We start from the raw sequence: 24,228 nt of genomic DNA, 5'->3' as shown, positions 1-24,228 counted from the left end.
TCGGTGGCTGCAATCGCAACAAAATCAGAATTCGAATCAAAATCAACGCGGTCTACCGCGGTTCCATCCCGTCGTCCTCAAATCACCGCGACAGCCACAACTCACGAAGTAGTTCGTGGCAAAAACGGGCCGGGCGCGATTTGAACACATGGTCGGACGTGCTCGCTTCGCTGTGCCGACATCCCGGCGATTAAAATCGCTGGCCGTTTCACTCCGCACCTCTGTTCGTCGTAGAAACGGGCCGGGCGCGATTTGAACTACGTCCAGACGTTCCGGGTCGCTCACGTCCGTTCGCTTCCCGGGCATGCGACTGGTCTACTTCAAATCGCTACTGCCGTTTTGCCACTCACGAAGTAGTTCGTGGCAAAACGGGCCGGGCGCGATTTGAACACGCGACCGTCTGATTAAGAGTCAGACGCTCTGCCTAACTGAGCTACCGGCCCAACGCATTCGGAAAAAGTCGGGTGGGACGTAAATACGTTTCCTTTCGGACTGCGGTCTTCGGGTTTGGCCGAGAAACGAACGACCTCGAGTGACCCGATGGGGTCAGTAATCACCGAGGACGCCGAGTTTCCGCGCGCGGCGCTGACAGAGGGTGAACGCCGCGTAGCCGACGGCGGTGTACACCACGGCGACGCCGACCAGAATACCGAGGTCGGTCGGGTCGATGTTCCAGAGGGTCGTTCCGTTCTGCATCGACTGGCGGAGCAGATAGCTCCCGAGCGAGAGCGGGAGGAACTTCGCCAGCGGCACGTCCGTCACGGGTGCCGAGAGCAGGCCGATGAAGACGAACTGCATCAACTGGAAGGCCGCGCTGATTCGTTTGTAGAGCAACGCGAGGCCGCCTAACGCGAACCCGAGTCCGATGGCCGACGCGATGGTCAGAATCCCCAGCGGGACGACGGTCACGAAGTCGATGATGAGCGTCTCGCCCGTCGTCACCAACATTAGAACGAGGATGAGACTGCCCCACACGAAACTCCACAGCAGGTTGACCACGGTCTGAATCGTGATGACGCGCCCGATGCCGAACGGCGTCATGTACAGCTGTTCGAGTGTCCCCCACTGCGCTTCCTGCGTCATCGTCTGTGCCAGGCTGGAGAACGCTATCTGCGTCATGGTGAACAGGAAAAAGCCGACGATGATGCCGCCGAGCGAGTCGTTCAGGGACCGACCGGCGACCGCCTGCCCGCCGAAGAAGATGAGCAAGAAGAGGATGTAGATGGTGCCGATTTGTGCGACCGTGTTGACGATGTAGCGTTTGAGCAGGATGTACGACTTGATGAAGTTGCCGCGAAAGAGGACGTAGTTGCTCATCCGCTTCCCTCCAACATTTTCTCTCCGTCATCCCCGGTTATCGTGAGGAACACCTCTTCGAGGTCGGATTCGTTCGACGAGACGGATTCGATGGCGACCCCGCCGTCGCGGAGGATATCCACGACGTCGTACAGTCGTCGTGGCGTTTCGACGGCGACGGTGAACTCGGTGCGATTGTCGGACGTCTTCCACCGACTGGTTTCGTAGGTCTCCTCGACGGTTTCCCGGTGGGAATCCGGCAGGCGACCTTCGAGCACGACCCGATAGGTCCGCGTATCGAACAGGTCCGAGAGCGCGTCCACGGGACGGTCGACGACGATCGACCCCTCGTTCATGATGATAACGCGGTCGCACAAGCTCTGTACGACGTCCATGTTGTGACTGCTGACGACGATGGTTCGGTCGTGTTCGTCGACGAGCGTGCGCAAGTCACGTTGGAGGTCGCGGGCCGCCTCCACGTCGAGCCCGAGCGTCGGTTCGTCCATGAAGACGACCGGCTTATCGCGCGCCAAGGAGATGGCGAGTGAGACCTTCTGTTTCATCCCGCGCGAGAGGTCCTTGACGACCTCGTTCGCCTTGTCGGTGAGCCGCAACTGCTCCAACAACTCGTCGTGTTGGTCTCGAACCGTCTTCGGGTGGATTCCCTGCAAACTGGCGAAGTAGTCGAGGTTTTCCCGCACCGTCAGCCGCCAGTACGCGTTTCGATTGCCTTCGAGGACCGCGCTGACGTTCTCGTACGCGCCTCGGTAGTCGTCGTGAACGTCGACGCCGTTGATGTGAACCGACCCGTCCGTCGGAATCAGCAGTCCGAGCGTGGACTTGATGGTCGTCGTCTTCCCCGCCCCGTTCGGTCCGAGAAGCCCCACGATGGTGCCGGACTCGATGTCGAACGAGACGTCATCGACGGCGGTGATGGCGTCACCATCCCGCGTCGAATACTTTTTTGTCAGATTTTCCACACTCTCGGAGGTGTCGTCCGCGGCCGAATCGGACGGCGAAGGAGTGTGGTCAGTGTCCATTTCGAGCGTGCCCATTAGTACCAAAGAGGTTTAGTAACTTACTTTTGAAAGTTTCGATGGTGAATACGATTCCTCCACCGAGTGATTAAAACAGTGCATCGGGCTGGTTTCAGCGGCGCTCCGGGAGGATTAAGTACCGGCCGGGGCTACGGCCCAATAGTAATGAGCGCCGGGATAACTATCTCCTCGATGTCTACGTACGCCATTCTCGGTTGTGGGAGCGTCGGCTACGCCGTCGCCGAGGAACTCGTTGCACAGGGGAAGGAGGTTCTCATCGTCGACAGGGACACCGACCGCGTTGAGGCGCTCCGTGACCAGGATTTGAACGCACAGGGGGGAGACATCCGCGAGGAATCGGTCGCCGAAGAGGTCGGCGACCGCGACGTCGTGCTCATCCTCTCCTCGGACGTCGCCGCGAACAAGGAAGCCGTCTCGAACCTGCAGGCACGTGGCGGCGAACGGTTCACCGTCGTCCGAGCGAGCGACCCGGTGTCGGCCGACGAACTCACCGAGATGGGTGCCGACGTGGTTATCAACCCCTCGTCTGTCATCGCCAACTCCGCGCTTCGGTCGCTCGAAGCGGGCGAGTTGGAGTACAAGGCGCGACAGCTGTCCGGCGTCATCGAGGACACGTCGAAAAAACTCGCGGTGCTCACGCACGACAACCCGGACCCCGACTCTATCGCCAGCGCCGCCGCGCTCCAGACCATCGCCGAAAGCCTCGGCGTCGAAGCGGACATCCTCTATCACGGCGAAATCGGGCATCAGGAAAACCGCGCGTTCGTCAACCTGCTCGGCATCGAACTCCTCCAACGGGACGAGGTTGACGTCGAGAGCTACGACACGTTCGCCCTCGTGGACCACATGCGGGCGACGCAACCCGAACTCGACTATCCGGTCGATATCCTCATCGACCACTACGAACCCGATTCGGAGTACGAGGCGGAGTTCTCCGACGTTCGCCCGAACGTCAGTTCCACCTCGACCATCATGACGAAGTACGTGCAGGAGTTCGACATCAACCTGAGCGAGGAAGTCGCCACGGCGCTCCTGTACGGCATCCGGGCGGAAACGCTCGACTTCAAGCGCGACACCACGCCCGCCGACCTCACCGCGGCAGCCTACCTGTATCCCTTCGCCAACCACGACACGCTCGAACAGGTCGAGTCGCCGTCGATGTCGCCCGAGACGCTCGACGTGCTCGCGGAGGCCATCACAAACCGCGAAGTACAGGGCAGCCATCTCGTCAGCAACGCGGGCTTCATCCGCGACCGCGACGCGCTGACGCAGGCCGCACAGCACCTCCTCAACCTCGAAGGCATCACGACGTCCGCCGTCTTCGGTATCGCCGACGACACCATCTACCTCGCCGCCCGGTCGAAGGACATTCGAATGAACATCGGCAACGTCCTGCAGGACGCCTTCGACAACATCGGCGAAGCCGCCGGTCACTCCACGCAGGCCAGCGCGGAGATTCCGCTCGGCATCTTCACCGGCATCGAGACGAACGAGGACAACCGTGATACGCTCCTCTCGCTCACCGAGGAAGCCGTCAAAAAGAAACTGTTCGACGCGATGGGCGTGGATGGAGAAACGAACGGAAATTAGACGACCGCTTCTTCTTCGCCGTCTTCGGATTGCTTCAGTCGTTCCACGACGTCGTTGACGAGGATGACGTCGCCGACCGCGCGTACCCACCGATACGGGATGATGACGCCGCGTCCGCCTTGAATCCGCTTGCCGAACAGTTCGTCGTTGATGCCGCCGAGCGCGAGGCCGGTCACGGCGATTTCGTTCAGGTCGAGTCGAACGTCGTCGACCTCTCCAACGAAGACGCCGTTGTTGGAGTACACCTCGCGGCCGACGAGCGTGGTGATTTCCTCTGGGGTTCCGTCCATATGAACGTGGATGGTATGCGCGGGCCTTAACTCTTGGCAGATACCGTATCGAGGACATCTCCGAACGCGTCCAATCCCTCCTTCACCGTCGCCGTATCGAGGCCGAGACTCAAGCGGAAACGGTCGCTATCGTCGAAAAAGCGCCCCGGAACGACGAGAATGTCCTCCTCCCACGCGGCCGCCGAAACCTCGTCGCCGTCGGCCGACTCGTGGGCGAAGAAACCGTAGGTACAGCCCGATGGAACGTCCCCGGAGAGGTCGTCGCGTTCGGCGACGAACGACGCGAGGAGTTCCCGGTTGGCCTCGATTCGCTCGCGCGAACCGTCCGCGAGGTCGGACTCGGCGTACAGTGCACGGCGGGTGAGGGCCATCCCGGGTGCCGAAATCGCCGGAACGTGGAACATGACCGACCGCGCACGTGAGACGAACTCGGCGTCGGCGACGAGCCACCCGACTCGAACCGGCCCGAACCCGAGGAACTTGGTCATCGAGTTCGTGACGACCGTGTTCGGGAGGTCGGCGGCGGTCGGGCCGCCGAACACGCTGGCCTCGCCGTTCGCACAGAAGGGTGCGTACACCTCGTCGACGAGGAGGGTCGCGTCGTTGTCGGCGGTAATGCGGCTCGCCTCGGCGAGCGTCTCTCGACTCGCCCCGCGTCCGCTCGGGTTGTGACGGTTCGTGACGACGACACAGCACGTCTCCTCGTCCATCGCCGCTTCGATTCGTCCGGGGTCGAGTTCGTATCCGTCCTCTTCCGGCCGTCGGAACCGGTCCACCGTGGCACCGAGGCCGTCGGGCGTCGCCACCAGCGGTTCGTAGCCCGGTTTTTCCACCATCACTCGGGGTCCCGATGCTCGTCGTCCGCCTCGTCTGTCTCCTCGTCCGCGTTCGCGTCGCCGATTGCTGCCGCTATGGCGACGAAGTTGGCGTGGGTCGCCCCGGCCGTGACGAGGACATTCTCCGTCCCCACGTCGTAGGCGTCGGCGATGATGGTTTCGAGGTCGAGGTCGTCCGGTGGAGACGGGAGGGCTTCGAGTTCGGGCGGGACGATGCCGTCCGGTTCCGGGACCGTCCGCCGAAGGTCGCTCGACCCGAGGTCGTGGGTCGCGGCCTCGGGACGACCGGTAATCCACTCGAGATAGTCGATATGGGGGAACATGGCGGGGGCTACGAGTACGAGGGTCTTAACGTTCGGGAAGGGTGCAAAGCGCGTCGCCGAAGGAATCAGTCGGTTCGTATCGCGTGCGGCATCGACATCGCGTTCGCCGCGAGCGAGTCGAACCGGTCGCGGGCGTCTTCGGCCATCGGATAGACCCCGTGGTAAGGGTCGGGGTCGTCGTCCACCCCGGTAACCGTTCGGATGGCGTCCGCGATGGACTCGTAGTTGTCGCCGACGATATCGCCGACCAGCGTCGGCACGCCTGCCCGCTCACAGAGTTCGCGGGCCGCGTCCCGCCCCACGTACACCCGTTTCTCCTCGCGTTCCGCGAGCACCAGCGCGAACGGCGTCTTGTCGAACTGAGCTTCGAGAAACGACTGGGCGGCGTCGTCGTCCCACGGAACCGCACCCACGCCGCGAACCCGTCGGAGCGCGGACGCGGCGGCCGAGCAAAACGGACAGTCGCCGTCGAAGACGAGCACAGCGCGATAGTCGGTCATGCGATTCGGCGTACGTGATTTTCGCGGAAAAGCGTTCTCGCACCGAGAACAGGAGAGTCGAAGGGAAACCGAGCGAACGAGGAGAGCCGCGAGCGCGTTCGTCCCTCACCGCTTCGAGCGTCCGGGCGGTTGGTCGTGTTCGGCCCGAACGTCGAGCATCTCCTCGTACTGGCAAGCTTCGAACGCGAGGTCCGAACGCGGTTTCGCGGTGCACGGCAGAATCATGTCTTCCTCACGGTCCTCCTCGTAGTAGCGCCGGGCGTCCGACTGGTCCACGTCGCCGGAGAGCAGTTCGGCGGCACAGGTCGTACACCACCCCTGTTGGCGGTCGGCGGGGAGCCACACGCCGCTCTCCCGCGCGGCGGCGAGGAGGTATTCGTCCTCGGGCACGTCTATTTCCACCGTTTCGCCCGCCTGCTCCACGTCGCACTCCTCGGGGACCTCGATTTCGACGGTGTAGGAGCTCACGGGAGTACTTACGAGCGAAGAAAAATGTGGGTGTCGGCCTTCGTGGTTCCCTACGCCGACTCGTTGAAACTGTGGTTCTTGGAGTACGGCGCGTCGCCGGGTTGGTCCCGGACGAAGTGACCGGCCGGGTTAACTTCGTCGTCGCGCTCCATCGAGAGCAGTTCGATGAACCACGCCTCGTGGTCGATTTCTTCCTGCAGAATTCGACTGGCCATGTCGTACGTCCGCGGGTCACAGCCCTGGGTCATGTCACAGACTTCGGACCACGTTCGAATCGCACACCGCTCGGCTTCGAGAAGGACTTCGAGGATGTTCTCGGCCGTCGGGTCGTCCGGCAGTTCGGCGTGCGGACAGCTCGCGCGGTCCATGAAGTCGCCGATATCCACGGGGATGTGGCCGCCGAGTTCGTACACCCGCGGCATCACGAGTTCGAAGTGAGCACGGTCTTCGAGACGCGCGTCCTCGGTTATTTCCTTGTAGTCCTCGTGACCCGCGAGGTGGGTGCGGAGATTGGTGTAGTAGTAGTACGTGGAGAACTCCGCCCCGATGGCGTCGACGAGCGTCTCACGAATCGCTTCCGGGTCCCCACCCCGCTCCCGAATGACCTGCATGCCGACTCGGTCGCTCGTGTCGCCCGGTGATACGCTTCCGGCACCGTGTTTCCTGTCGTCTGACATAGTTTCTAACCTCCTCATAGCACAGGATTCCAATTTCCTTAAGATTTTCTTCTGAATACTGGCCAAAGTTTTCGAGTGAGCAAAATCATTTTGCATGTTATTCGTTTCGGCGGAGTTTCTCACCTCGGAACGTTACCGACCGGTAGTGGGAAGTGGAACGGAGAAATGTACGCGTTGAACGGTCTCCACCTCGATTACGGACGGCGACGAATTCACCCGTAATCGGTAATTACTCAAGAGGGTAGTTCGCATTGAACCATACACTTCCCGGTGGGCGACTGGCCGACGTGAATAACCGCCCACTTCCGGGAGCAACGCCCCCATACCGTCTGCTTTCTCTTGGGGTGAAGCGGGAAATTCCAATTTATTTCCTATAATTATCATTTAGAAAAAGCTATCCTCAGGCGGTCCCTCCGGACTGATGCGATGTCCGAAAGTAATGACACGTTAACGACGTACCTCGCGGAGAACCCACGAATGATCGGCGTGCTGTTCGCCATCTGCCTGCTGCTCACGCAGACCGGTAACGTGGCGGCGGCGGCGGGCGGAACGATTCGGTAATCACCGTTTTTACAGCAGTTCCAGATTTAATTCGGTCGACCACGTGAGGTCACCATCGACGATCACCGGTATCTGTTCGAGGCGGAGAAACTGAACCAGCGTCTCCTTGTCCACCGAGAACGTGCTCACCTCCCCGCCGCTCAAAAAGTAGGTGTCGATGTCGTTGATGAACGGAGTGAAGAGGGCACCCATCCCAGACTCGACCGTCGGATACGTCAGTATCCGCAGTTCGTAGCGCCCGTCGTTTCCGTCCGCGTCCAGATGGCAGACGAACGGTGTCCCGCTTTCGCTCTGGGCGATTTCGATGCTCCCGTCACCGACGACGATGTACTGATTACCGACCATCCGCTGGTCCCGAACGATGGTGAGCGCGGATCGAAGAGAGAAGCCCCGGTTCAGAAGTCGTGCGATGGTTCGACCGACCGCTATCGCGCTCTTGTTCGTGATTTCGCTGTAGGTGACGACGCCGCCGATACTCCCGGAGTCGATGAGTTCGAGGCCCTGCTCGTACGACCGACACCCGTTCAACAGGAAGGTATCGACCGCAACGCCGTCGACCGATCCGACGTCGAGTTTTCCGTCCCGACAGATGAAATGGCCGTCCTCTACGTGACCGATGTAGTGGAGGAAATCGGTTGGGGTGGCGAGTACCGACGCCAGTTCGTCCACCGAGAGGTTCCGATGAACGTCGATGTCGAACGCGAGTTCGTCCCGTTTCCCGTAGAGTGCGTCCCCCGCGTCGTACTCCGCGCTCATCTCCGGTTCGTTACACACCACCGTGATGTCGATACCGTCGGTCGAGGACGAGCGCTCCAATCTGTTCTCGAACGCGCGTTCTACCAGCTTGTTCGCGCCGATGGGCATCCCCTCGCCGAGCCACGCGCGTTCCAACGAATTCGTCGAGGTCGGCGCGACGTACCGGCCGGGGTCGGCGGGACGGTCCTCCCGTCGTGATCCTCCGCCGCGCAGAAAGCTGTCGATTGGGTCGGGAACCTCCGGTGCCGGTTCGTGGCGCTCGTCCTCTCTCGGCGACGAGATGAACGAAAGGTTGTTCACCAGATACGGAATCGACCGGACGTTGGCGATATCGTCCGTGACCGTCGTCGACAACAACCACGTCGGGACGTGCTCCCGAACGACGTCGAACGGAATATCGAGATACGTTTCGAGTTGCTCGGCGAGGTCCAGTTCGTACAACTCGTCGAACGAGAGGTCGAGAAGCGGTTCTATCACGCGTCGCTCGTGAAGCGGTATCCGATACAATCCCTCGGTCCGCGTCACACAGTCGAAAAACAGCGACTGCGCGAGAACCCGTTCGATTTCTCCCTCGTATCCCCGTTCGTGATGGTCGAGGGGGTGAACGAAGCTGCGGTCCGTCACGAGCCTCGGTTCGTCGCCCGGAACCACGGTCGCGCCGAGATAGTACGCGAGGGTGCTCGCCGAATATATCATCGGCAGTTCGGGCGGAAGCTCGATTCGGACCCCCGTCTCCGGCGGCGAGAGTTCGTCAGGGACGTGCAGTTCGTCCCCGAGTTCGATTCGAGGGGGATGGCCCCTGAGCGACGGGAGCGACCGTTCGCAGCTCAGCGTCTTCAACGCCGACCTGAACGTCGAAACAGCGGTCATCACGTCCCGTGGGTCCGTCGTCGTCGTCACCGTCGCTTCGGGCTGTTCGTGATAGGACCGCGCGCCGATTCGAACCCGCGTCTCCGTGCCGAAGTCGAACGCCATGTGCTCCGCCGACGACGCGAGGGTCATCTCGCCGGAGACGCGCAGGTAAATTCGGATGGGTGCGTTCAGTTCGACGAGGTACTCCCCGTCGGGAAACTGTTCGTACGAAAAATCCTCGACTTCCCGCAGGAAGGCCCCGTCGATACTACGGACGTGTGTGATGACGACGTACGGCAGCATGAGGCTGTCCGTCGTGACTTCGACCGCACTGTCCACCGGGAAGTGAAATTGGTCGGTATCCGTCGGTCGCGGGGCGACGGGGGCTGACGTTCGAATGGGGAACTGTCTCCGATGAATCGGGTCGACGACGGTTACTCCTGGGAAGTCCGAACTTCGGCGAAATATCGGCTTCATTACTGTTCTGTAGGTTGACTCGCTATGCGGTACTTCGCAGACATCTCATATTCTGACAAGGACCGACGGGCGGGAACCGTTAGAGGGGGAACCACGTGGTCGTATAGTCCGTGTCGTGTAGATGCCACCGTTGCATCGGACCTCGCGCACCGACCTTCAGTTCGATTGTTCCGTCGAACAGCGGTTCGACGGCTCGAACGGGTGCGGAGTCGTATGCGCCCGGGAAGAGATACTGACCCAAGCCGGACACGTCTTCGACGGTCTTCGTAACGTTTCGCACGAACTCCTCCACCGAGGACGCCGATTTCTCCTCCGAGAGGAACTGTAACGAATCGAAACAGAATCGAAGCTGACCCGGTTCGAACCCTTTTTGCCGATATTGGAGTTCGAAGATGTCGTCCACAATCGCGGTTTCGAACTCGTCGAGCGACCCGACGACCGGCGTCACGGACGGTCTGTTCTGTTGGTTCTGCGGTTGTACTTCCGTCGCGGAACGTACCGCCGCTTCGTAGGTGAGGATGTTCGCGTGGTCGGTGTCGGCGGTCGCGCGTTCGAGACGCGCCCGGGCCGTGTCCGTATCTCGTCCGTAGAGCGCGAACAGATGCGTTCTGCCGTACTCCGGCTCGCCCAAGAACTGAGCGCTCAACTCGTCGAAAACGTCGGCCGGAACGTCGCCCGTGAGCAGTACGTTCCCCCCGGACCGTTTCAGTCGCCCGAGCTCCGACTCGATTTCTATCGTTCCGTCGCTGCTGACCGTGACGTAGTGACCCGCGAACGTGAACGTCACTTCGCCGTTCGCGCGCGGCGTTCCGTCGACGAGAGGTCGAAACAAGTCCTCCAGCGCGTCCGGGTCGATACGTCCGTACAGCGATTCTGGGACGTCGGTCGCACCAACCCGAGCTCGGTCCGCCATCTGCTGGACAATATACGTTCCCAGCGGCACCCCGCTCCCCCAATCGTACTGCAGCCTCGCCGGTTCCTCGACGCCGCACATGAACGGCAGGGCAGCATCATCCTCCATCGAACCCATAATCTGGTATCGGTAGTAGCTGAACGGCTAAAAGCGCTTGTGCTGGTTTTGCGTTATATCAACTAACGGTATCGAGATCCAACTCGATGAGAAACCGGATTCCGTACGGGTATCCCCCCATACGACCGTATACCGCACCATAGTAATCATCCAAATTACATCTATTGCGGACCCGATGAAGAACGAGCAACTGCCGGAGGATAGTACCATCATCGGGTGATTCATGCGTATTACTGTAGTAGAACTGGTATGGGCGATACATCGGACCGTGAGGAGGGGAGACTCATGGAGTTACTACGCTTCTTGGACGCGGTCGGTACCGAGTCGCTCACTTCCACGGAGGACTGGGTTTTCGAACTGCTCAAAGACGAACAACGGAGATACCTCGTCCTCTATCTCAGCGAACAGGAAACCCCGACACCGATTTCGCGGGTGGCGGCGGACGTAGCGAGTCGGTGTAACGACACGCCCGTGTCGAACGTAACGCCGTCCCAGCAGGAGCGAGTGCGCGTTCGACTCGAACAGGAGCACCTGCCACGGCTCGGGGACTACGGAATCATCTCGTGGTCGTACGGGGAGGACGTCGTGGACCCGATTCCGTCGCTGTTGAGCTCGGACGAAGAGTAGCGTTCCGTGGTTCGGCCCGCCAAAGATCGCTCGGCCGGGTCCCGTCGTGACATGCACGATGGACGAAACCGGTTAGAGCGTCCACTGCCAACCCCCTCGCAGTGCAGGACACCATCGACTGGCTTCGCGGGCGACGCTACTACGAGGGGCAAATCGCCCGTCACGAAACCGTTTCGGGGAACGACGGCGAGTTTCGGGACCTCCCGCTCGAATCGCGGTTGGAGTCGGCCCTCGAAAAGCGCGGCATCGACCGACTCTACCGCCACCAAGCCGAGGCAGTGGAGTCGGTCCGCGACGGGAAAAACGCCGTCATCGCCACGCAAACCGCGAGCGGCAAGAGCCTCGCCTACACGATTCCGGCGTTCGAGCGCGCGATGGACCACGGCGGTCGAACCCTCTACATCGCGCCGCAGAACGCTCTCATCAACGACCAAGAGGAAACGCTCTCCGAACTCGCCCGCGACTTGGGCTTCGGGAGTCGCGTCTCGGTAGCCCAGTATACCGGCCGACTCGACAAGAACGAAAAGCGGGCCGTACGCGACCGAATGCCGACCGTCGTGCTTACAACGCCCGACATGCTCCACTACGCCTTGCTTCCGTACGCGCATCGCCTGTGGGACTGGTTTTTCAAGGGATTGGAGACGGTCGTCATCGACGAAGTTCACGAGTACCGCGGGGTTTTCGGCAGTCACGTCGCGCTCGTCCTCCGCCGACTCGCCCGCGTCTGTGAGCGGTTCGACGCCGACCCGCAGTTCGTCTGCTGTTCTGCGACCATCGGTAATCCGGTCGAACACGCGAGCGCCGTGACCGGCCAGCCCGAACCCTCGTTCGACCTCGTGGACGAGAACACGAGTCGGACCGGACCGACGCACTGGCTCCTCTGGAACCCGCCGGAGTACGAGGACGACCGGTACGGCGGCACGAAGCGGCGGAAATCGAACCACGGCGAGACGAAGCGCATCTTCGCCGACCTCGTGGGACGGGACTGCCAGACGTTGGTCTTCACCCGCGCTCGACAGGCCGCGGAACGGTACGCTATGGAGAGCGCCGACGAACTCCGACGGCGAGGGAACGGCAACCTCGCAAACGACATCGCGGCGTATCAGGCGGCCCTGCGGAACGACCGCCGTCGGGAACTTGAGGACGGCCTCCATTCCGGGAAAGTCCGAGGCGCGTGGAGCACGAACGCGCTTGAACTCGGCGTCGATATTGGGGGACTGGACGCGGTGCTACTCGACGGCTATCCCGGCACGCGCATGGCGACGTTCCAGCAGGCCGGACGGGCGGGGCGGGGGACCGACCCCAGCCTCGTCGCGCTCGTCGCGGGCGAGGACCAACTGGACCAATACCTGATGGCGAACCCTGACGAGTTCTTCTCCGGCGACCCCGAGCGGGCGGTCGTCAACCCCGAAAACGCGGAACTGCTCCCCTCCCACGTCACCTCCGCGGCCCGCGAGACGTGGCTCTCGCCGGAGGACGAGGCCTATTTCGGCCCGAACTTCCCCGAACTCGTCGCCGACCTCGAAGCGCGCGGCGAACTCGAACGGCGGCAAACGAGCGGCGGGGTCCGCTGGGTGTACGACGGCGACGGAAGCCCCCAGCACGAGATGAGTCTCCGAACCATCGACGACCGCGAAATCGACCTGCTCGACCGTTCGCGGGGCGACGTCATCGCCTCCCTTCCGTTCAGCGACGCGCTGAACGACGCCCACCCCGGTGCGATATACCACCAGCAGGGCCAGTCCTACGAGGTGGTCGACCTCGACCTGTCGCGGGACGTCGCCGAACTCTCGCCGACGTGGGCGGACTACCACACGAAGACGCTGACGGACAAGGAGATAACCGTCGAGGAGGATTTGTCGGAGAAGGCGCTCCCGACCCGCGAGGACTGCACCGTCCGGTTCGCCGATGTGACGATGCGAAAGCGAGTCACCGGGTTCGAGCGCCGGGATGCAAAACGCGGCGAGACGCTGGGACGCGAGTCGCTCTCCCTGCCGGAACTCACGCTCCGAACCAAGGCGCTCTACTTCACGATTCCCGACGACCTGAAGCGCGAACTGCGGGCGATGGACGGCGACTTCAACGGTGCGATTCACGCCGCCGAGCACGGTATGATTTCGCTCTTTCCGCTCGAACTCCTCTGTGACCGCGGGGACATCGGCGGCCTCTCCACGCCGCTTCACCCGCACACCGGTACGAGCACGATTTTCATCTACGACGGTTACCCCGGCGGCGTCGGACTCACCCGAGAAGGGTACGAAACTGTCGAGTCGCTCATGACGAACACGCGGGAGATGCTTCGCGCGTGCGACTGCGAGTCGGGGTGCCCGTCCTGCGTGCAGTCGCCCCAGTGCGGGAACGCGAACGACCCGCTCGACAAACGACTCGCCGAACACCTCCTCGCCGACCTCACGGAGTGAGCCGCAACGCTTTTAGGCCGTCCTAAACCTAAGTTAGGTTAGCCTAAATATGGACGACATCCTCCGGCGAACCCGACGCGAAATCGAGGCGCTATCCGTCGAATCCGGTCCGTTCTCCGTTACCGCCGCCGAAACCGGCGAGTGTCCGACCCCCATCACCGGCACGCGATTCGAAACCCACGACGACGCCGCACGTGCCGCGGACCTCGCACGCGAGTATCGAAACGCCCTCCGCGACCACGACCCGGACCTGCCGACGTACCGCTTCGTCGTCACAGAACTCTCGACCGAACACCTCCAGATGGTCGGCGTCCGCGAGCGGACCGACGGCGTTCGCGCCAACGGACTCCCGCAAACACAGCGGTCCGTCACCGTCACCAGCGACCGCGAAGGTGCGTGGCTACGGATGGAAAACGCGCCGCTCGTCCACCTCGCGCGTGACTGTGGACCGGTCGGTGACGACGCCGTTGGCCGTCAACTCGACTCGAAACTCTGAGACGTCAGCGGATTTCCTCCCGAAGCTCCGGGATGAGGTCGAACTCCCGGTTCGTATCGCCCAGCACGAGTAGCGAAAAGTAGCCGAGATACGTCTGAATCGGCACGCGAACCAGCGCGAGCGCGAAGAGGAGGCAGACGACGTATCCGAGAACGAGCGCGCCGAACAGGACCAGCGCCACCGGATTCGAGAGCGTCGCACTGATGGCGGCGAATCCGCCGAACGCGACGACCAACAGGACAGCGAAGATGGCGAACGGAATCAACAGGAATACCGCGATGATACCGCCCGCGATGGAGACGAGAAAGCCTCCCGCGATAGCGAGGAAGAACTTGAGCACGAGGTAGACCCCGTACTGTTTCCACTCGCCGCGAAGCGTCGGCCAGAAGGCCTGCCAGCCCGCTATCACGCCTCGCTCCTGAAGTATCATCACGGGAACGACGAAGTTCGTCGTCAGCCCGTCCACGAGCGCGACGAACAGGGCGAGCAGTATGAACACGGGGATGAACACCAGCACCGTCCCGGCCGCGATGGATGGCGAACCAGCCGAAAACACCGGGACGGTGACGAGGATGAGGACGCCGATGGGCAGCACGACGACGAGAAAGAGGACGAGTCGAAACACGAACAGGCGAAGCCCCTGTCCGAAGTATCGACTCATGTATCGCCGAACGTGAACCTCCTGTGAGCGAAGCGACTCCACGAACGCGAATTCCATAACCGACCCGATGAGGGTGAACAACAGCCCTAAAAGGACGGCGACGATGATGACCGCCGCGACTACCATCAGAATCGTGTCGGTGGGTATCGAGACGTCACCGCCATCCGGCGGAATCAGGGGAGCCGAAACCGGGTCGTTCGACCCGGAGGAAAACTGCATGCCTCCTTGAAACGGGGACGCCGAACTGGCCCCTCCGAGGAAGAACACCACGATGGCGAGTCGAAGCCACGTTCCCGCGTCGAACGGGAAGAGGAACTCCCGCGTTCCCTCGATGGCGTCGTCCAGCGCTTCGACGGCGTACCATGACATACGTAGCTGTTGTGGGTTATGATAGTTAAACTACCGGACAGACCGACTCATAACGTGAGCGACGTACTCCTCGGGAAGCAGGAGGACGTTGTACGTGAACGTGGTCTGGACCCCAACGATCAGAAACGCGACGAGTCCGTGGAGCACGAACGTCAGGAGATAGCTGACGAGGAGGTTGCCGACGGTGGCGACGACGTGGACGAACGAGGTCGCTCGTATCTCCGTCGTCACGTTGGGTTCGACCGTGAATTCGCCGAACGTGAGGAACGCGAGGAAGGCGAACGCCACGACGGCACCGCCGACGTACGCGAACACCTCCGATGCGGTCGGCGTGCCGAAGCGAGTCAGAAGGAGTGCACCGCCGCCCCAGATAGAAAGCGTGTAGCCGTACGCCCGTACTTCCGAGAGCAGGTTTCTGGCAAGTCGGCGTCTCGGGTTCATACCCACCATTGAACCGGCTGAAAGAAATGCGTAGTGGGCTATTCGACGATTATATCATCGATATGTGAACTGACCGTCTGACAGAGGAGTTCCGCGAACCCGGTTTGGGAACTCCAGATGGCGCTTTCGCGCTCGCCGAGGATGCTGATGAGCACGGTATCGTCGTCCGCGATGAGGATGCGCCCTGCAGGGGCCCCCTCCGGCTTGTCGTGACGGACAACGAACCGTAGCCCATCGAATCGGTCCCGCAGCGACGGGTCCTGCGAGACGACGAGAACGTCGACGCCCGCAGTCGCCCGTTCCCGAAGTATCTCCGTGAGTTTCTCCGTGACCAGCGATTCGTCGTGAAGGCCGAAGACGATTCTCGATTCGGCTTCCGCCACCAACTGGCAGATTCGGCTGCTGACGGCATCCTTGCCGTCGACCGACCACACGTCTTCGCGCTCCTCGTCGCTATCGACGAACTCGTTTTTCGCCGATTCGAGGTAATCGAACGCGCGTTCTTGCGTCCGCTCGAACTGGTCGCGGAGGAGCGACTTCGCCGCCTCCAAACTCACCGGTCGATACTGAATCGGCTTGGACTGTTTTACCTCCACCAAGCCGTGCTCCTGGAGGTCTTCGGCCGCGCCGTACACCTGCGACCGCGGTACGTCGGTGACGCCGTGAATGTCCCGCGCGGTCCCGGTCCCCAACTTCTGTAGCGCGACGAACACCTTGGCCTCGTAGTTCGAGAGGCCGAGGTCGGTCAGTGCGTCGATGGCGTCAACTTCGTCCATGTCAGTCCTCACTTGGAGTTGGAGCACCTTCGGACTTCAGTTCGATGCTGCCGCGAGCGCCCGGTCCGAAGTAGCGCGTCCAGACGACGAGCAGACTCGGGAGGACCAACACGCTGGCGATGAACGCGTAGATGATGGTCAGTCCCGTGATGATGCCGAACTGCTGGAGCGCGGGCAGGATGGCGAAGGCGAGCACGCCGAAGCCACCTACGGTCGTCGCCGCGCTCCCCAACAGCGCGCCGCCAGTTCCGGTGAGGCTGACGTGCATCGCCTCCCACACCGAGCCCTGTCGTTCGAGTTCGACGTTGTAGCGCTCGGAGAGGTGGATGCTGTAGGCGACACCCAACCCGACGGTGAGGCTCGTAATCATGCCCGTCAGGACGTTGAACGGCATTCCGAGGAGGTACATCGTCCCCAGAATCCACGCGACACTGAACACGACGGGGAGCAGGGTGACCGCTCCAAGGGTCGCGCTACCTTCCGTGATGCGGTAGATGAGCATCAGGAACGCGAACACGGCGACCATCGTGATGACGAGGCTTTCGATGACCGTATCGAGCAGTTGGTCCTGCACGATTTCGAAGACGATGGACTGGCCCGTCGCGGTCGCGGTGAGGCCGTCGAAGTTGTCGGCGACCTCACGCATCTGGGTCGTGACCGCCGAACTCGACGCGCCACCCTTCAGCGAGATGGTGACGCGAAGCGCCTCGTAGTCGCCGTCCTCGCGGTAGATGACGCCAGCGGCGTCGTCGGGCGCGGCGGCGAATAGCCCGTCGTAAACCGTCTCCAGGTTCTTGTCGGGCACGCCGTCACCGTCCGTATCCGCCGCGGTGAACGTCTGATTGAACGTCTCGTTCTGTGCGGCGACCTGCTTCATCACCGACAGCGGGCTCTGAACCTGTGGCTCACCGTTCGAGAGGGTGAGCGTGACGTCCTTCTTCGCCGCCTGCTCTTCCGCCCGCTTGACTTGTTCGAGCGCGTCGTCACGGGTGATATCGCCCTCGACGAGTAGTTGAGCCTGAGAATCCTCCCTGACGAAGTTGTCGTTCACGAAGTCCAGGTTCTTCTTGGCGGAGTAGTTCCCGGGCTTGAACGGTTCCGGGAGCTGTTTCGTCCAGTGTGGTGGGCTACTGGCGAGGAAGTCCTCCTGCGAGAAACTCGTGTCCACTTTCGTCGCCCCGTAACCGCCCGCCGCGCTGACGAGCAGCGTGAGGACGATGACCACGAGCGGCGCTTTCCGCGCCGCGGTCGCGCCCACGGTCAGGATGCTTCCGAGCGCGCCGCCGCCGGTACCGAACGCGCGCTTTTTGCGGTTGAAGCCGCGCGATTCGAGGAACCCGTCGAGTTCCAGTTTGAGGGCGGGAATCAAACCGCCGAAAATAATCAGCGCCGCGATAATGCCGACCGAACTCACGATACCGAAGTCCTGAATCGGCGGCAGCGGGCTGACCAGATTCGAGAGGAAGCCGATGACCGTCGTTGCGGTCACCCACGTCAGGGCCGCGCCGACGCTGACGAGCGCGACGCGCATCGACCCGCGAACGTCCTCGTCGGGGTTCGTCTCCCGCTCCTCGCGGTGGCGCATGAAGACGTGAATCGCGTAGTCGATTGCCAGTCCGATGAGGAGGACGGGCACCGCGATGAACATCTGGTTGAACGTGATACCTGCCCAGCCCATGAAGCCGAACGTCCAGACGAGGACGAAGACGATTCCGAGGATGCCGAGCAGGATGTCGAGGACGTCACGGTAGGCGATGATGAGCGTCAGGATGACGAACAACAGCGCCAGCGGTCCGACGATGGCGAGGCTATCTGCCATCGACTGATTGATCTCCTCGCTGATGATGCCGCTCCCGAAGACGAGCGCCTCGTGGTCGAACTCCTCGTCCGCGATGGTCTTCATTCCCTGCTGGGTGGAGACGAGCACGTCGGAGGCCTGTCCCTCCATCGACGACTGGCTCTCCTGTTTCTGGAAGATGACCAACATCGTCGCGTTCGCCTCCGTCGACCCGGTGTCGTAGGACGTCGGCATGAACGCCAACGCTTGGCTCGCCATGCCGCCCGAACCGCCGCCGTCGTCGGAGAGCACGGCCTTCGTCAGCGAATCGATCTGCGACTGGTTCATCGACTGCAACTGGTCGAGTTGCTCGGCGAGCGTCGGCATCGAGCCGTTTTCGAGCGCGCTCCGCTTTTGCTGCAGTTTCTCGCTCTGCTCGCCGAGTTTCTCATACTCGTCCGCCAGTACGCCTTGGGTGCCGAGTTTGTACACCTTGCCGAACTGCGACTGGATTTCGCCTGCCTGCTGCTTGTAGGTCGATTCGTTGATGTCGCCCGACCGGTAGGAGGCGTTCAAGCCGTCGAGTTTGGCCTGCAAGCCGCGCGCCTGCTGTGCGGACTTGTTGAACGTCGCCGACTGCTCGGCCGAGAGGTTCGCGGTGGCTGTCGCCCGCACCTGTGAGAACTGGGCTTCGATTTTCGCCGACTGCTGGCGATACGATTCGTTGTCCACGTCGCCCGACTGATGGGACGCGTTCAACTGGTCGTATTTCCCCTGCAGCGCGCGCGTCTGATTCAGTGCGTCGCTCAGTCCGGCGGCCGTCCGGTTGAGTTGCTGGCTGCGCTGTTGGAGTTTCGCACCAGACGCTTTGAGCTCCGCGACCTTCTGCTGTTGAATCGCGGAGATGGCGATGACGTTCGCAACGCCGGTGGAGGCGGTTCCCTCCGCCAGCGTCTCATTGATGGTTTGATTGTCCCGAAGGCGCTGTTGGAACTGTAACGAGTTCACCATCGCTTCCTTCGACAGGACGTTATCGCCCTTGAGGATGACCTGTACGGTGGTCGTATTCTCGTTCCCCGTCGTGAAGTTCGAGTTGATGTAGTTCAGTTTCTTCGCGGCCGGACTGTCGCTCTGGAACTGGTCGAGCGACGAGGACTGCTCTATCATCGGCGCGCCCGCCCCGACGAGAATCGTCGCAACGAGAAGCACGGCGATGATGGCCCGACTGTGCTTGGTTACGTTTTCGAAAAGCCGGTCGAGAAGCGTCACGGACGCCCTCCTCGGCTATGTAGCTGTAATGCCATAGCTGTTGTTAGAATACTACTGACAGCCGCACCAAAAAGATGGAGGTTTCGGTTTCTAGTATGACATAAAGTCACAAACACATTTCCGGTACAACGAAGAAACGGTCCAATCAGAGCACGTACAGCACTCTATCGCGCGTTTGTGCCGGACGAAATCCGGACCGGGCGACGGCGGTATGTCCGGGGACGAGAATGGGATGGGTTCTCCGAGACGTGTCACTTTGTGAATTGCATATCTCCAACAACAAGTGGAATTTTCGTCAGTTCGCCATCAACGTTACCATCGTTCCCGATACAGAGAGAGACAATGGTAGATTTGCTCACCGTACTCCATCTCCTCGGTGGCGTATTCCTCCTGCTGATGAACGCATACTTCGTCGTCACCGAGTTCGCCATGACGCGGGTGCGGCAGTTCGACGAGTCCGAGTTCGAGGATTCGAAGGGATTGCAGCGCGCGTGGGATATGACCGACCGCCTCGAAATCTATCTCTCCGGGTGCCAAGTCGGCATCACCATCGCCAGCGTCGGATTGGGTGTGGTCGCCGAACCAGCGGTGGTGGCAGTGTTCCATCCGGTCATCGAAGCCGTCGGTCTCGGGGCGGCTCCACCGAAGCGCTCTCGGCGATCCTCGCACTCGCCGTCATCAACCTCCTGCACGTCATCGTCGGGGAGCAAGCGCCGACGTACCTGGGCATCGAGCGAACGAAGTTCGCGGCCCGATACGGGTCGGGCATCCTCTACTGGTGGACGAAACTGATGTCGCCGGTCATCATCCTCGCTGACAAGACCGCCAAGAGCCTCCTCTCCCTGTTCGGCGTCGAAATCGAACGCTCGTGGACGGAAGCCGAGGAATCGGACGGCGACGAGCGGAAAATCGTCAGCCGCGCCGACCTCCACCGCGAGATGGGCGACGTTCTCAGCGCGGTCGAGGGACTCCCGGAGGAACGCGAAGAGGAGATTCTGGCCGCGCTTCAAATCGAGCGCGTCCCGGTTCGTGACATCGTGATTCCGCGGGAGGACATCGTGGCCCTCTCGACCGACGACCCCATCGAGGAGAACGTCGAACGGATGGAAAAGAACCCGCTCGTCCGCTTTCCGCTCATCGACGGGTCGCTGGACGAGTTTCGGGGAATCGTCTACGCGCCGACCGTCATCGAACGGTACGACGAACTCACCTCGGGGAGGTCTCGCTGACCGACATCGCACACGACCCGATGACGGTCGCGGGCGATACGAGCGTCGCGGACGCCATCGACCTGTTTCAGGCGCAAAACCAGGAACTCGCACTGGTGTTGGACGGACAGGACGTCATCGGGTTGGTAACGGCGACGGACGCGTTCGAAGCCGTCCTCGGGGAGTTAGAGGACCCGATGGACAGGGAGATGGCCGCCTGAGGAATCGTTCGCCTACCGGTCGTGGAACTCTCGCGCTTGCTCGCGCGTCATCGTCTCCCACTCGCCGTCGTCGGTTCGAACCTGCACGTGTCCGTCGGGAATCTCCGTTTCGACCGTTTCAACGTGCGTTTCGAGGAGATGCGATTCGTACTGCTTCCACGCGGCCCGCTCTGACGGCGCGATGGCGACCCAACCGCACTCGTCTTGACTGCACCGAATCATTGAATGTCGTCACTCGCTACGAGGGATATAAGCCTTGAGAAACGTCGGTGACGGTCAGTGGCGGTCGGTGGGGTCTATTCGCCGCTCACGACCCGCGAGGAGAGGTCGCCGATGGTTCCCTTCACGGTGTACTCCGGCGTCTCGATGTGGATCATCGAGTCCGCCGTTACGTCCTCGAACTTGAGTTCGAGGGTGTAGGACCCGTCCGTCAGGATGTCCGTCGCTTCGTTCTGTCCGGTTTCGAGCTGTCGCGCCCACGCCGTCTTTCCGGCGAAGGCGGCGTCGGTGACGCCCGAGATGATGTACGCCACCGGATTGTACGACGTGTTGGAGCCGCGAATCGGGTAGTCCCTGTCGTGCCACTCCCAGAACCCCTCGTCGATGACGAAGACGTTCTCGTAGCCCTTCTGCATGAGTGCGGATGCTCGAATCGAAGAGAGATGGTGCGGACAGCCACAGTAACAGACGATGCGGTCGGATTTCGGCCAGTTCAGCACGGGGTCACGCTCCGGGGCACCACGGACGCCCGGTGCGGGACTCAACACGGCCCCGTAGATGTGCGAGGTCTTGTACTGTTTTGTGCCGCGAGCGTCGGCGAACCGCGCTTCCCCGCGCTTGTACCAGTTGTAGACGATATCTGTCGGGACGAGGGGGACCTCCTCACCGCCCTCGGATTTCGTGTCGAACGAGGACGGGTCGAAGCTCTTTTTCTTCGGCTTCTCGTCGAACTCCGGCGGATACCCATCGACGTTGCCGTCTTCGGGCATGGGATAACTCGAAGACCCCGAGCCACTGCCTCGATTGAGACACCCGCTCAATCCCGCGACTGCCACGGATCGAAGGCGCTCGAAGTGGCGCTGTCCGACTATCCGGACGCCGACGTGACGGTCCTGCACGTCATGGACCCCATCGGGTCCGGGTTCAACATCGTCGAGGTAATGCGACCGAAGTTCCACGACGGTGCCCCGCCGGGGTCCGTCTCGATAGAGTACTGGAACGAGTGGTACGAGTCGGCCCGAGCAAAGGCGACGAAGCTGTTCGACGAGGCACAGGAACTCGCGGACGAATTCGATGTCACGCTACGAACCGAGACCGAGTTCGGCGAACCGAAACACGTTATCGTCGAGTACGCCGAGGAGCACGATACGGACCGCATCGTTCTCGGGAGCCACGGCCGGGCCGGTGCCACCCGGCTCGTCCTCGGAAGCGTCGCCGAGACGGTCACCCGCCGGGCATCGATGCCCGTCCTCGTCGTGAAGTAGCCGCGATATCCGTCAATAGCTCTGCTACCCGTCACTCGAAACCCCTCTGCCAATCGCTCGATACCTCCCTTCCCGTCGCTCGATACCCTCATTCGAGAACGTACACGAGCGCCTCGTACGGCCGCAAGTCGAACTCCCGTATCGAGTCGCGGGACGCCGACTCGTAGTTGCCGATCAGCTTCTCCCAGCGGTCGTAGCTAACGTCGTTCGGAAGCCGAAACGTCGGTTCCCCGTCGAAGAAGTTCAGGACGACGAGGAGCGACCGCGACCCGTCCGTCGGCGTTCGGAGATACGCGTATATCTCGGGGTGGTCGTCCAGCAGTTGCGCGTAGCGCCCGTACACCATGACAGGGGTGGAGTGACGGAGGTCGATGAGGCGACGGTAGTACTGCAGTACGGAATCTTCGTCGTCGCGTTCCCGTTCGACGTTGACCTCGGGGTAGTTCTCACAGACCTTGATCCACGGTTCGCCGTCGGTGAACCCGGCGTTCCGTTCGTCCGACCACGGTATCGGCGTGCGGGCGTTGTCGCGGCTCCAGAAATCGACCGCCTCCCGAATCTGGTCGAACGTCGAAACGCCCCCGCTCCGCAACGCCAACATGACCTGTTGGATGGTCTCCTCGTCCCGATACTCGTCGAGTCGCTCGAAGGTCGGGTTCGTCATCCCGAGTTCGTCCCCCTGATAGACGAACGGTGTTCCGCGCAACGTAAAGAGGTACGTCGCCAGCATCTTCGCGGATTCGACTCTGTACCTTCCCTCGTCGCCGAACCGCGAGACCATTCGGGGCTGGTCGTGGTTGCCGAGGAACAGGCTGTTCCACGATTGCTCGCTGACGCCCCGCTGCCACGCCGCGGTCGCGTCGCGGAGTTCGTCGAGGTCCCAGTCGTCGAAGTCCCACGGCCCCGTATCCCCTCTGTCGATGTGTAAGTGTTGGAACGTGAATACCATGTCGAGGCCGTCCTCGTAGAACCGTCGCGCCTCCTCGACCGTGATGTGGGACGTCTCCCCCACGGTCATGATGTCGTACTCGCTGAGCACCCGGTCGTACATCTCCCGGACGTACTCGTGGACCCGCGGTCCGTCGATGAAGTACTCCCTCCCTCGTGGGGTCAAATCGGGGTCGCCGTCGGGGAGCGCCGACGGTTTGGAGATGAGATTGATGACGTCGAAGCGAAACCCGTCGCAGTCCTTTTCGAGCCACCAGCGGAGCATCTCGAAGATGTCCTCCCTGACGGCTGGGTTTCGCCAATTCAGGTCCGGCTGTTTCTGGTCGAACAGGTGCAGATACCACGCCTCGCGCCGCTCGTCGTAACTCCACGCCGGGCCGCCGAAAAACGACTCCCAGTTGTTCGGCGGGCTATCCGGGTCGCCGTCGACCCACCAGTAGTACTCCCGGTAGGGGTCCACCCCTCGCCGCGACTTGCGGAACCACTCGTGTTCGTCGGACGTGTGGTTCGTCACCATGTCCATGATGAGGCGAATCCCTCGCTCGTGGAGTTCGTCGCGCAGCGCCTCCCAATCCTCCATCGTCCCGTAATCGGGGTGTATCGACCGGTACTCCCGAACGTCGTAGCCGCCGTCGACGAGCGGCGAATCGTACACCGGGTTGAGCCACACGACATCGACGCCCAACTCGTCAAGGTAGTCCACCTTTTCGCGGATGCCTCGCAAGTCGCCGATGCCGTCCGCGTCCGAATTGTAGAAGCTCCGAGGATAGATTTGGTAGACGACGGCTTCCTTCCACCACGCACTGTCGCGCCCCAT

General features: G+C 61.8%; 21 protein-coding genes, 1 tRNA gene and 2 pseudogenes. 7 read left to right on the top strand and 17 right to left on the bottom strand.

Annotated features, from left to right (window positions below):
• Positions 1–369: 369 nt before the first annotated feature.
• The 3 genes from BG842_RS21455 to BG842_RS21445 form a co-directional block, all read right to left on the bottom strand.
• Positions 370–443, bottom strand: a tRNA-Lys gene (locus BG842_RS21455).
• Between the two features lie 103 nt (positions 444–546).
• A complete protein-coding gene (locus tag BG842_RS21450; RefSeq protein WP_069452388.1) occupies positions 547–1,317 on the bottom strand; it encodes an ABC transporter in 771 nt (256 codons plus the stop codon).
• The gene (locus BG842_RS21445; protein WP_069452387.1) at positions 1,314–2,351 is read right to left on the bottom strand and encodes an ABC transporter ATP-binding protein; all 1,038 of its coding nucleotides are present in this window, start codon (positions 2,349–2,351) and stop codon (positions 1,314–1,316) included. Before BG842_RS21445 ends, BG842_RS21450 begins: the two co-directional genes overlap by 4 nt.
• A 147-nt stretch (positions 2,352–2,498) precedes the next feature.
• Between BG842_RS21445 and BG842_RS21440 the strand changes: the two genes are divergently transcribed.
• Positions 2,499–3,944, top strand: coding sequence for a DHH family phosphoesterase (locus BG842_RS21440; protein WP_069452386.1), 1,446 nt, complete (start codon positions 2,499–2,501; stop codon positions 3,942–3,944).
• Here BG842_RS21440 and BG842_RS21435 read toward each other — a convergent pair.
• From BG842_RS21435 to dps, 5 genes and pseudogenes are all read right to left on the bottom strand, one after another.
• Entirely contained in the window at positions 3,941–4,234 is a 294-nt protein-coding gene (locus BG842_RS21435) for a PRC-barrel domain-containing protein (RefSeq protein WP_007979088.1), read from the bottom strand. The two genes, BG842_RS21440 and BG842_RS21435, sit on opposite strands and share 4 nt — an antisense overlap.
• Positions 4,235–4,260: 26 nt before the next feature.
• Positions 4,261–5,393, bottom strand: a pseudogene (locus BG842_RS21430) (pyridoxal phosphate-dependent aminotransferase).
• A gap of 65 nt (positions 5,394–5,458) precedes the next feature.
• Positions 5,459–5,893: a DCC1-like thiol-disulfide oxidoreductase family protein gene (locus BG842_RS21425; protein ID WP_069452385.1), complete on the bottom strand. Its 435-nt coding sequence runs from the start codon at positions 5,891–5,893 to the stop codon at positions 5,459–5,461.
• A 105-nt stretch (positions 5,894–5,998) separates the two neighbouring features.
• Positions 5,999–6,361 (bottom strand): 2Fe-2S iron-sulfur cluster binding domain-containing protein, encoded by a 363-nt coding sequence (locus BG842_RS21420; protein ID WP_069452384.1) that lies wholly within the window; start codon positions 6,359–6,361, stop codon positions 5,999–6,001.
• A 50-nt stretch (positions 6,362–6,411) separates the two neighbouring features.
• Entirely contained in the window at positions 6,412–7,038 is a 627-nt protein-coding gene (gene dps, locus BG842_RS21415; RefSeq protein WP_069452383.1) for a DNA protection during starvation protein, read from the bottom strand.
• 426 nt (positions 7,039–7,464) lie between these two features.
• Between dps and BG842_RS32610 the strand changes: the two genes are divergently transcribed.
• Positions 7,465–7,599, top strand: a complete 135-nt coding sequence (locus BG842_RS32610; protein WP_256388563.1) for a hypothetical protein — start codon at positions 7,465–7,467, stop codon at positions 7,597–7,599.
• 9 nt (positions 7,600–7,608) lie between these two features.
• Here BG842_RS32610 and BG842_RS21410 read toward each other — a convergent pair whose 3' ends face one another.
• Together BG842_RS21410 and BG842_RS21405 are read right to left on the bottom strand one after the other, a co-directional pair.
• On the bottom strand, positions 7,609–9,546 hold the full coding sequence (locus tag BG842_RS21410; RefSeq protein WP_254663374.1) for a hypothetical protein: 1,938 nt from the start codon (positions 9,544–9,546) through the stop codon (positions 7,609–7,611).
• Between the two features lie 217 nt (positions 9,547–9,763).
• Positions 9,764–10,714: a HalOD1 output domain-containing protein gene (locus BG842_RS21405; RefSeq protein WP_069452381.1), complete on the bottom strand. Its 951-nt coding sequence runs from the start codon at positions 10,712–10,714 to the stop codon at positions 9,764–9,766.
• A 285-nt stretch (positions 10,715–10,999) separates the two neighbouring features.
• On the opposite strand from BG842_RS21405, the gene BG842_RS21400 reads away from it, so the two are divergent.
• The 3 genes from BG842_RS21400 to BG842_RS21390 all read left to right on the top strand — a co-directional run bounded on the left by BG842_RS21400 (position 11,000) and on the right by BG842_RS21390 (position 14,257).
• Entirely contained in the window at positions 11,000–11,341 is a 342-nt protein-coding gene (locus BG842_RS21400) for a hypothetical protein (RefSeq protein ID WP_069452380.1), read from the top strand.
• A gap of 101 nt (positions 11,342–11,442) precedes the next feature.
• A complete protein-coding gene (locus BG842_RS21395) occupies positions 11,443–13,761 on the top strand; it encodes a DEAD/DEAH box helicase (protein ID WP_069452379.1) in 2,319 nt (772 codons plus the stop codon).
• A gap of 49 nt (positions 13,762–13,810) precedes the next feature.
• Complete coding sequence (locus BG842_RS21390; RefSeq protein ID WP_069452378.1) at positions 13,811–14,257, top strand: hypothetical protein; 447 nt, start codon at positions 13,811–13,813, stop codon at positions 14,255–14,257.
• 4 nt (positions 14,258–14,261) lie between these two features.
• Here BG842_RS21390 and BG842_RS21385 read toward each other — a convergent pair whose 3' ends face one another.
• The 4 genes from BG842_RS21385 to BG842_RS21370 are packed head-to-tail and all read right to left on the bottom strand — an operon-like array spanning position 14,262 to position 19,550.
• Positions 14,262–15,287, bottom strand: a complete 1,026-nt coding sequence (locus BG842_RS21385; RefSeq protein ID WP_069452377.1) for a hypothetical protein — start codon at positions 15,285–15,287, stop codon at positions 14,262–14,264.
• Positions 15,288–15,317: 30 nt separating this feature from the next.
• Positions 15,318–15,728 (bottom strand): hypothetical protein, encoded by a 411-nt coding sequence (locus BG842_RS21380; protein ID WP_254663373.1) that lies wholly within the window; start codon positions 15,726–15,728, stop codon positions 15,318–15,320.
• 38 nt (positions 15,729–15,766) lie between these two features.
• Positions 15,767–16,504 carry a TrmB family transcriptional regulator gene (locus BG842_RS21375; RefSeq protein ID WP_069452375.1) on the bottom strand — a complete coding sequence of 246 codons (738 nt, stop codon included), beginning with the start codon at positions 16,502–16,504 and terminating at the stop codon, positions 15,767–15,769.
• 1 nt (position 16,505) lies between these two features.
• On the bottom strand, positions 16,506–19,550 hold the full coding sequence (locus tag BG842_RS21370) for an MMPL family transporter (protein WP_069452374.1): 3,045 nt from the start codon (positions 19,548–19,550) through the stop codon (positions 16,506–16,508).
• Between the two features lie 342 nt (positions 19,551–19,892).
• Between BG842_RS21370 and BG842_RS21365 the strand changes: the two are divergent.
• Positions 19,893–20,979 (top strand): annotated as a pseudogene (locus tag BG842_RS21365) (CNNM domain-containing protein).
• Between the two features lie 12 nt (positions 20,980–20,991).
• On the opposite strand, the gene BG842_RS21360 reads toward BG842_RS21365, so the two are convergent.
• Positions 20,992–21,201, bottom strand: a complete 210-nt coding sequence (locus BG842_RS21360; RefSeq protein ID WP_069452373.1) for a hypothetical protein — start codon at positions 21,199–21,201, stop codon at positions 20,992–20,994.
• A 74-nt stretch (positions 21,202–21,275) separates the two neighbouring features.
• Positions 21,276–21,968: a rhodanese-like domain-containing protein gene (locus tag BG842_RS21355; protein ID WP_069452372.1), complete on the bottom strand. Its 693-nt coding sequence runs from the start codon at positions 21,966–21,968 to the stop codon at positions 21,276–21,278.
• Between the two features lie 84 nt (positions 21,969–22,052).
• Here BG842_RS21355 and BG842_RS21350 point away from each other — a divergent pair, with 84 nt between their 5' ends.
• Positions 22,053–22,463: a universal stress protein gene (locus BG842_RS21350; protein WP_254663372.1), complete on the top strand. Its 411-nt coding sequence runs from the start codon at positions 22,053–22,055 to the stop codon at positions 22,461–22,463.
• 88 nt (positions 22,464–22,551) lie between these two features.
• Here BG842_RS21350 and BG842_RS21345 read toward each other — a convergent pair whose 3' ends face one another.
• Positions 22,552–24,228, bottom strand: coding sequence for an alpha-glucosidase (locus BG842_RS21345; RefSeq protein ID WP_069452371.1), 1,677 nt, complete (start codon positions 24,226–24,228; stop codon positions 22,552–22,554).

The organism is Haladaptatus sp. W1, assembly GCF_001723155.1.
GTDB lineage: Archaea > Halobacteriota > Halobacteria > Halobacteriales > Haladaptataceae > Haladaptatus > Haladaptatus paucihalophilus.
This window is presented reverse-complemented; position numbering and strand designations above follow the sequence as displayed.

What these genes read in the sequence shown, in the direction of transcription:
- dps (WP_069452383.1), bottom strand. Translation starts at nt 7,038, where the DNA reads ATGTCAGACGACAGGAAACACGGTGCCGGAAGCGTATCACCGGGCGAC.
- BG842_RS32610 (WP_256388563.1), top strand. Translation starts at nt 7,465, where the DNA reads ATGTCCGAAAGTAATGACACGTTAACGACGTACCTCGCGGAGAACCCA.
- BG842_RS21355 (WP_069452372.1), bottom strand. Translation starts at nt 21,968, where the DNA reads ATGCCCGAAGACGGCAACGTCGATGGGTATCCGCCGGAGTTCGACGAG.
- BG842_RS21375 (WP_069452375.1), bottom strand. Translation starts at nt 16,504, where the DNA reads ATGGACGAAGTTGACGCCATCGACGCACTGACCGACCTCGGCCTCTCG.
- BG842_RS21385 (WP_069452377.1), bottom strand. Translation starts at nt 15,287, where the DNA reads ATGTCATGGTACGCCGTCGAAGCGCTGGACGACGCCATCGAGGGAACG.
- BG842_RS21345 (WP_069452371.1), bottom strand. Translation starts at nt 24,228, where the DNA reads ATGGGGCGCGACAGTGCGTGGTGGAAGGAAGCCGTCGTCTACCAAATC.
- BG842_RS21380 (WP_254663373.1), bottom strand. Translation starts at nt 15,728, where the DNA reads ATGAACCCGAGACGCCGACTTGCCAGAAACCTGCTCTCGGAAGTACGG.
- BG842_RS21450 (WP_069452388.1), bottom strand. Translation starts at nt 1,317, where the DNA reads ATGAGCAACTACGTCCTCTTTCGCGGCAACTTCATCAAGTCGTACATC.
- BG842_RS21390 (WP_069452378.1), top strand. Translation starts at nt 13,811, where the DNA reads ATGGACGACATCCTCCGGCGAACCCGACGCGAAATCGAGGCGCTATCC.
- BG842_RS21445 (WP_069452387.1), bottom strand. Translation starts at nt 2,351, where the DNA reads ATGGGCACGCTCGAAATGGACACTGACCACACTCCTTCGCCGTCCGAT.
- BG842_RS21360 (WP_069452373.1), bottom strand. Translation starts at nt 21,201, where the DNA reads ATGATTCGGTGCAGTCAAGACGAGTGCGGTTGGGTCGCCATCGCGCCG.
- BG842_RS21405 (WP_069452381.1), bottom strand. Translation starts at nt 10,714, where the DNA reads ATGGGTTCGATGGAGGATGATGCTGCCCTGCCGTTCATGTGCGGCGTC.
- BG842_RS21400 (WP_069452380.1), top strand. Translation starts at nt 11,000, where the DNA reads ATGGAGTTACTACGCTTCTTGGACGCGGTCGGTACCGAGTCGCTCACT.
- BG842_RS21425 (WP_069452385.1), bottom strand. Translation starts at nt 5,893, where the DNA reads ATGACCGACTATCGCGCTGTGCTCGTCTTCGACGGCGACTGTCCGTTT.
- BG842_RS21435 (WP_007979088.1), bottom strand. Translation starts at nt 4,234, where the DNA reads ATGGACGGAACCCCAGAGGAAATCACCACGCTCGTCGGCCGCGAGGTG.
- BG842_RS21440 (WP_069452386.1), top strand. Translation starts at nt 2,499, where the DNA reads ATGAGCGCCGGGATAACTATCTCCTCGATGTCTACGTACGCCATTCTC.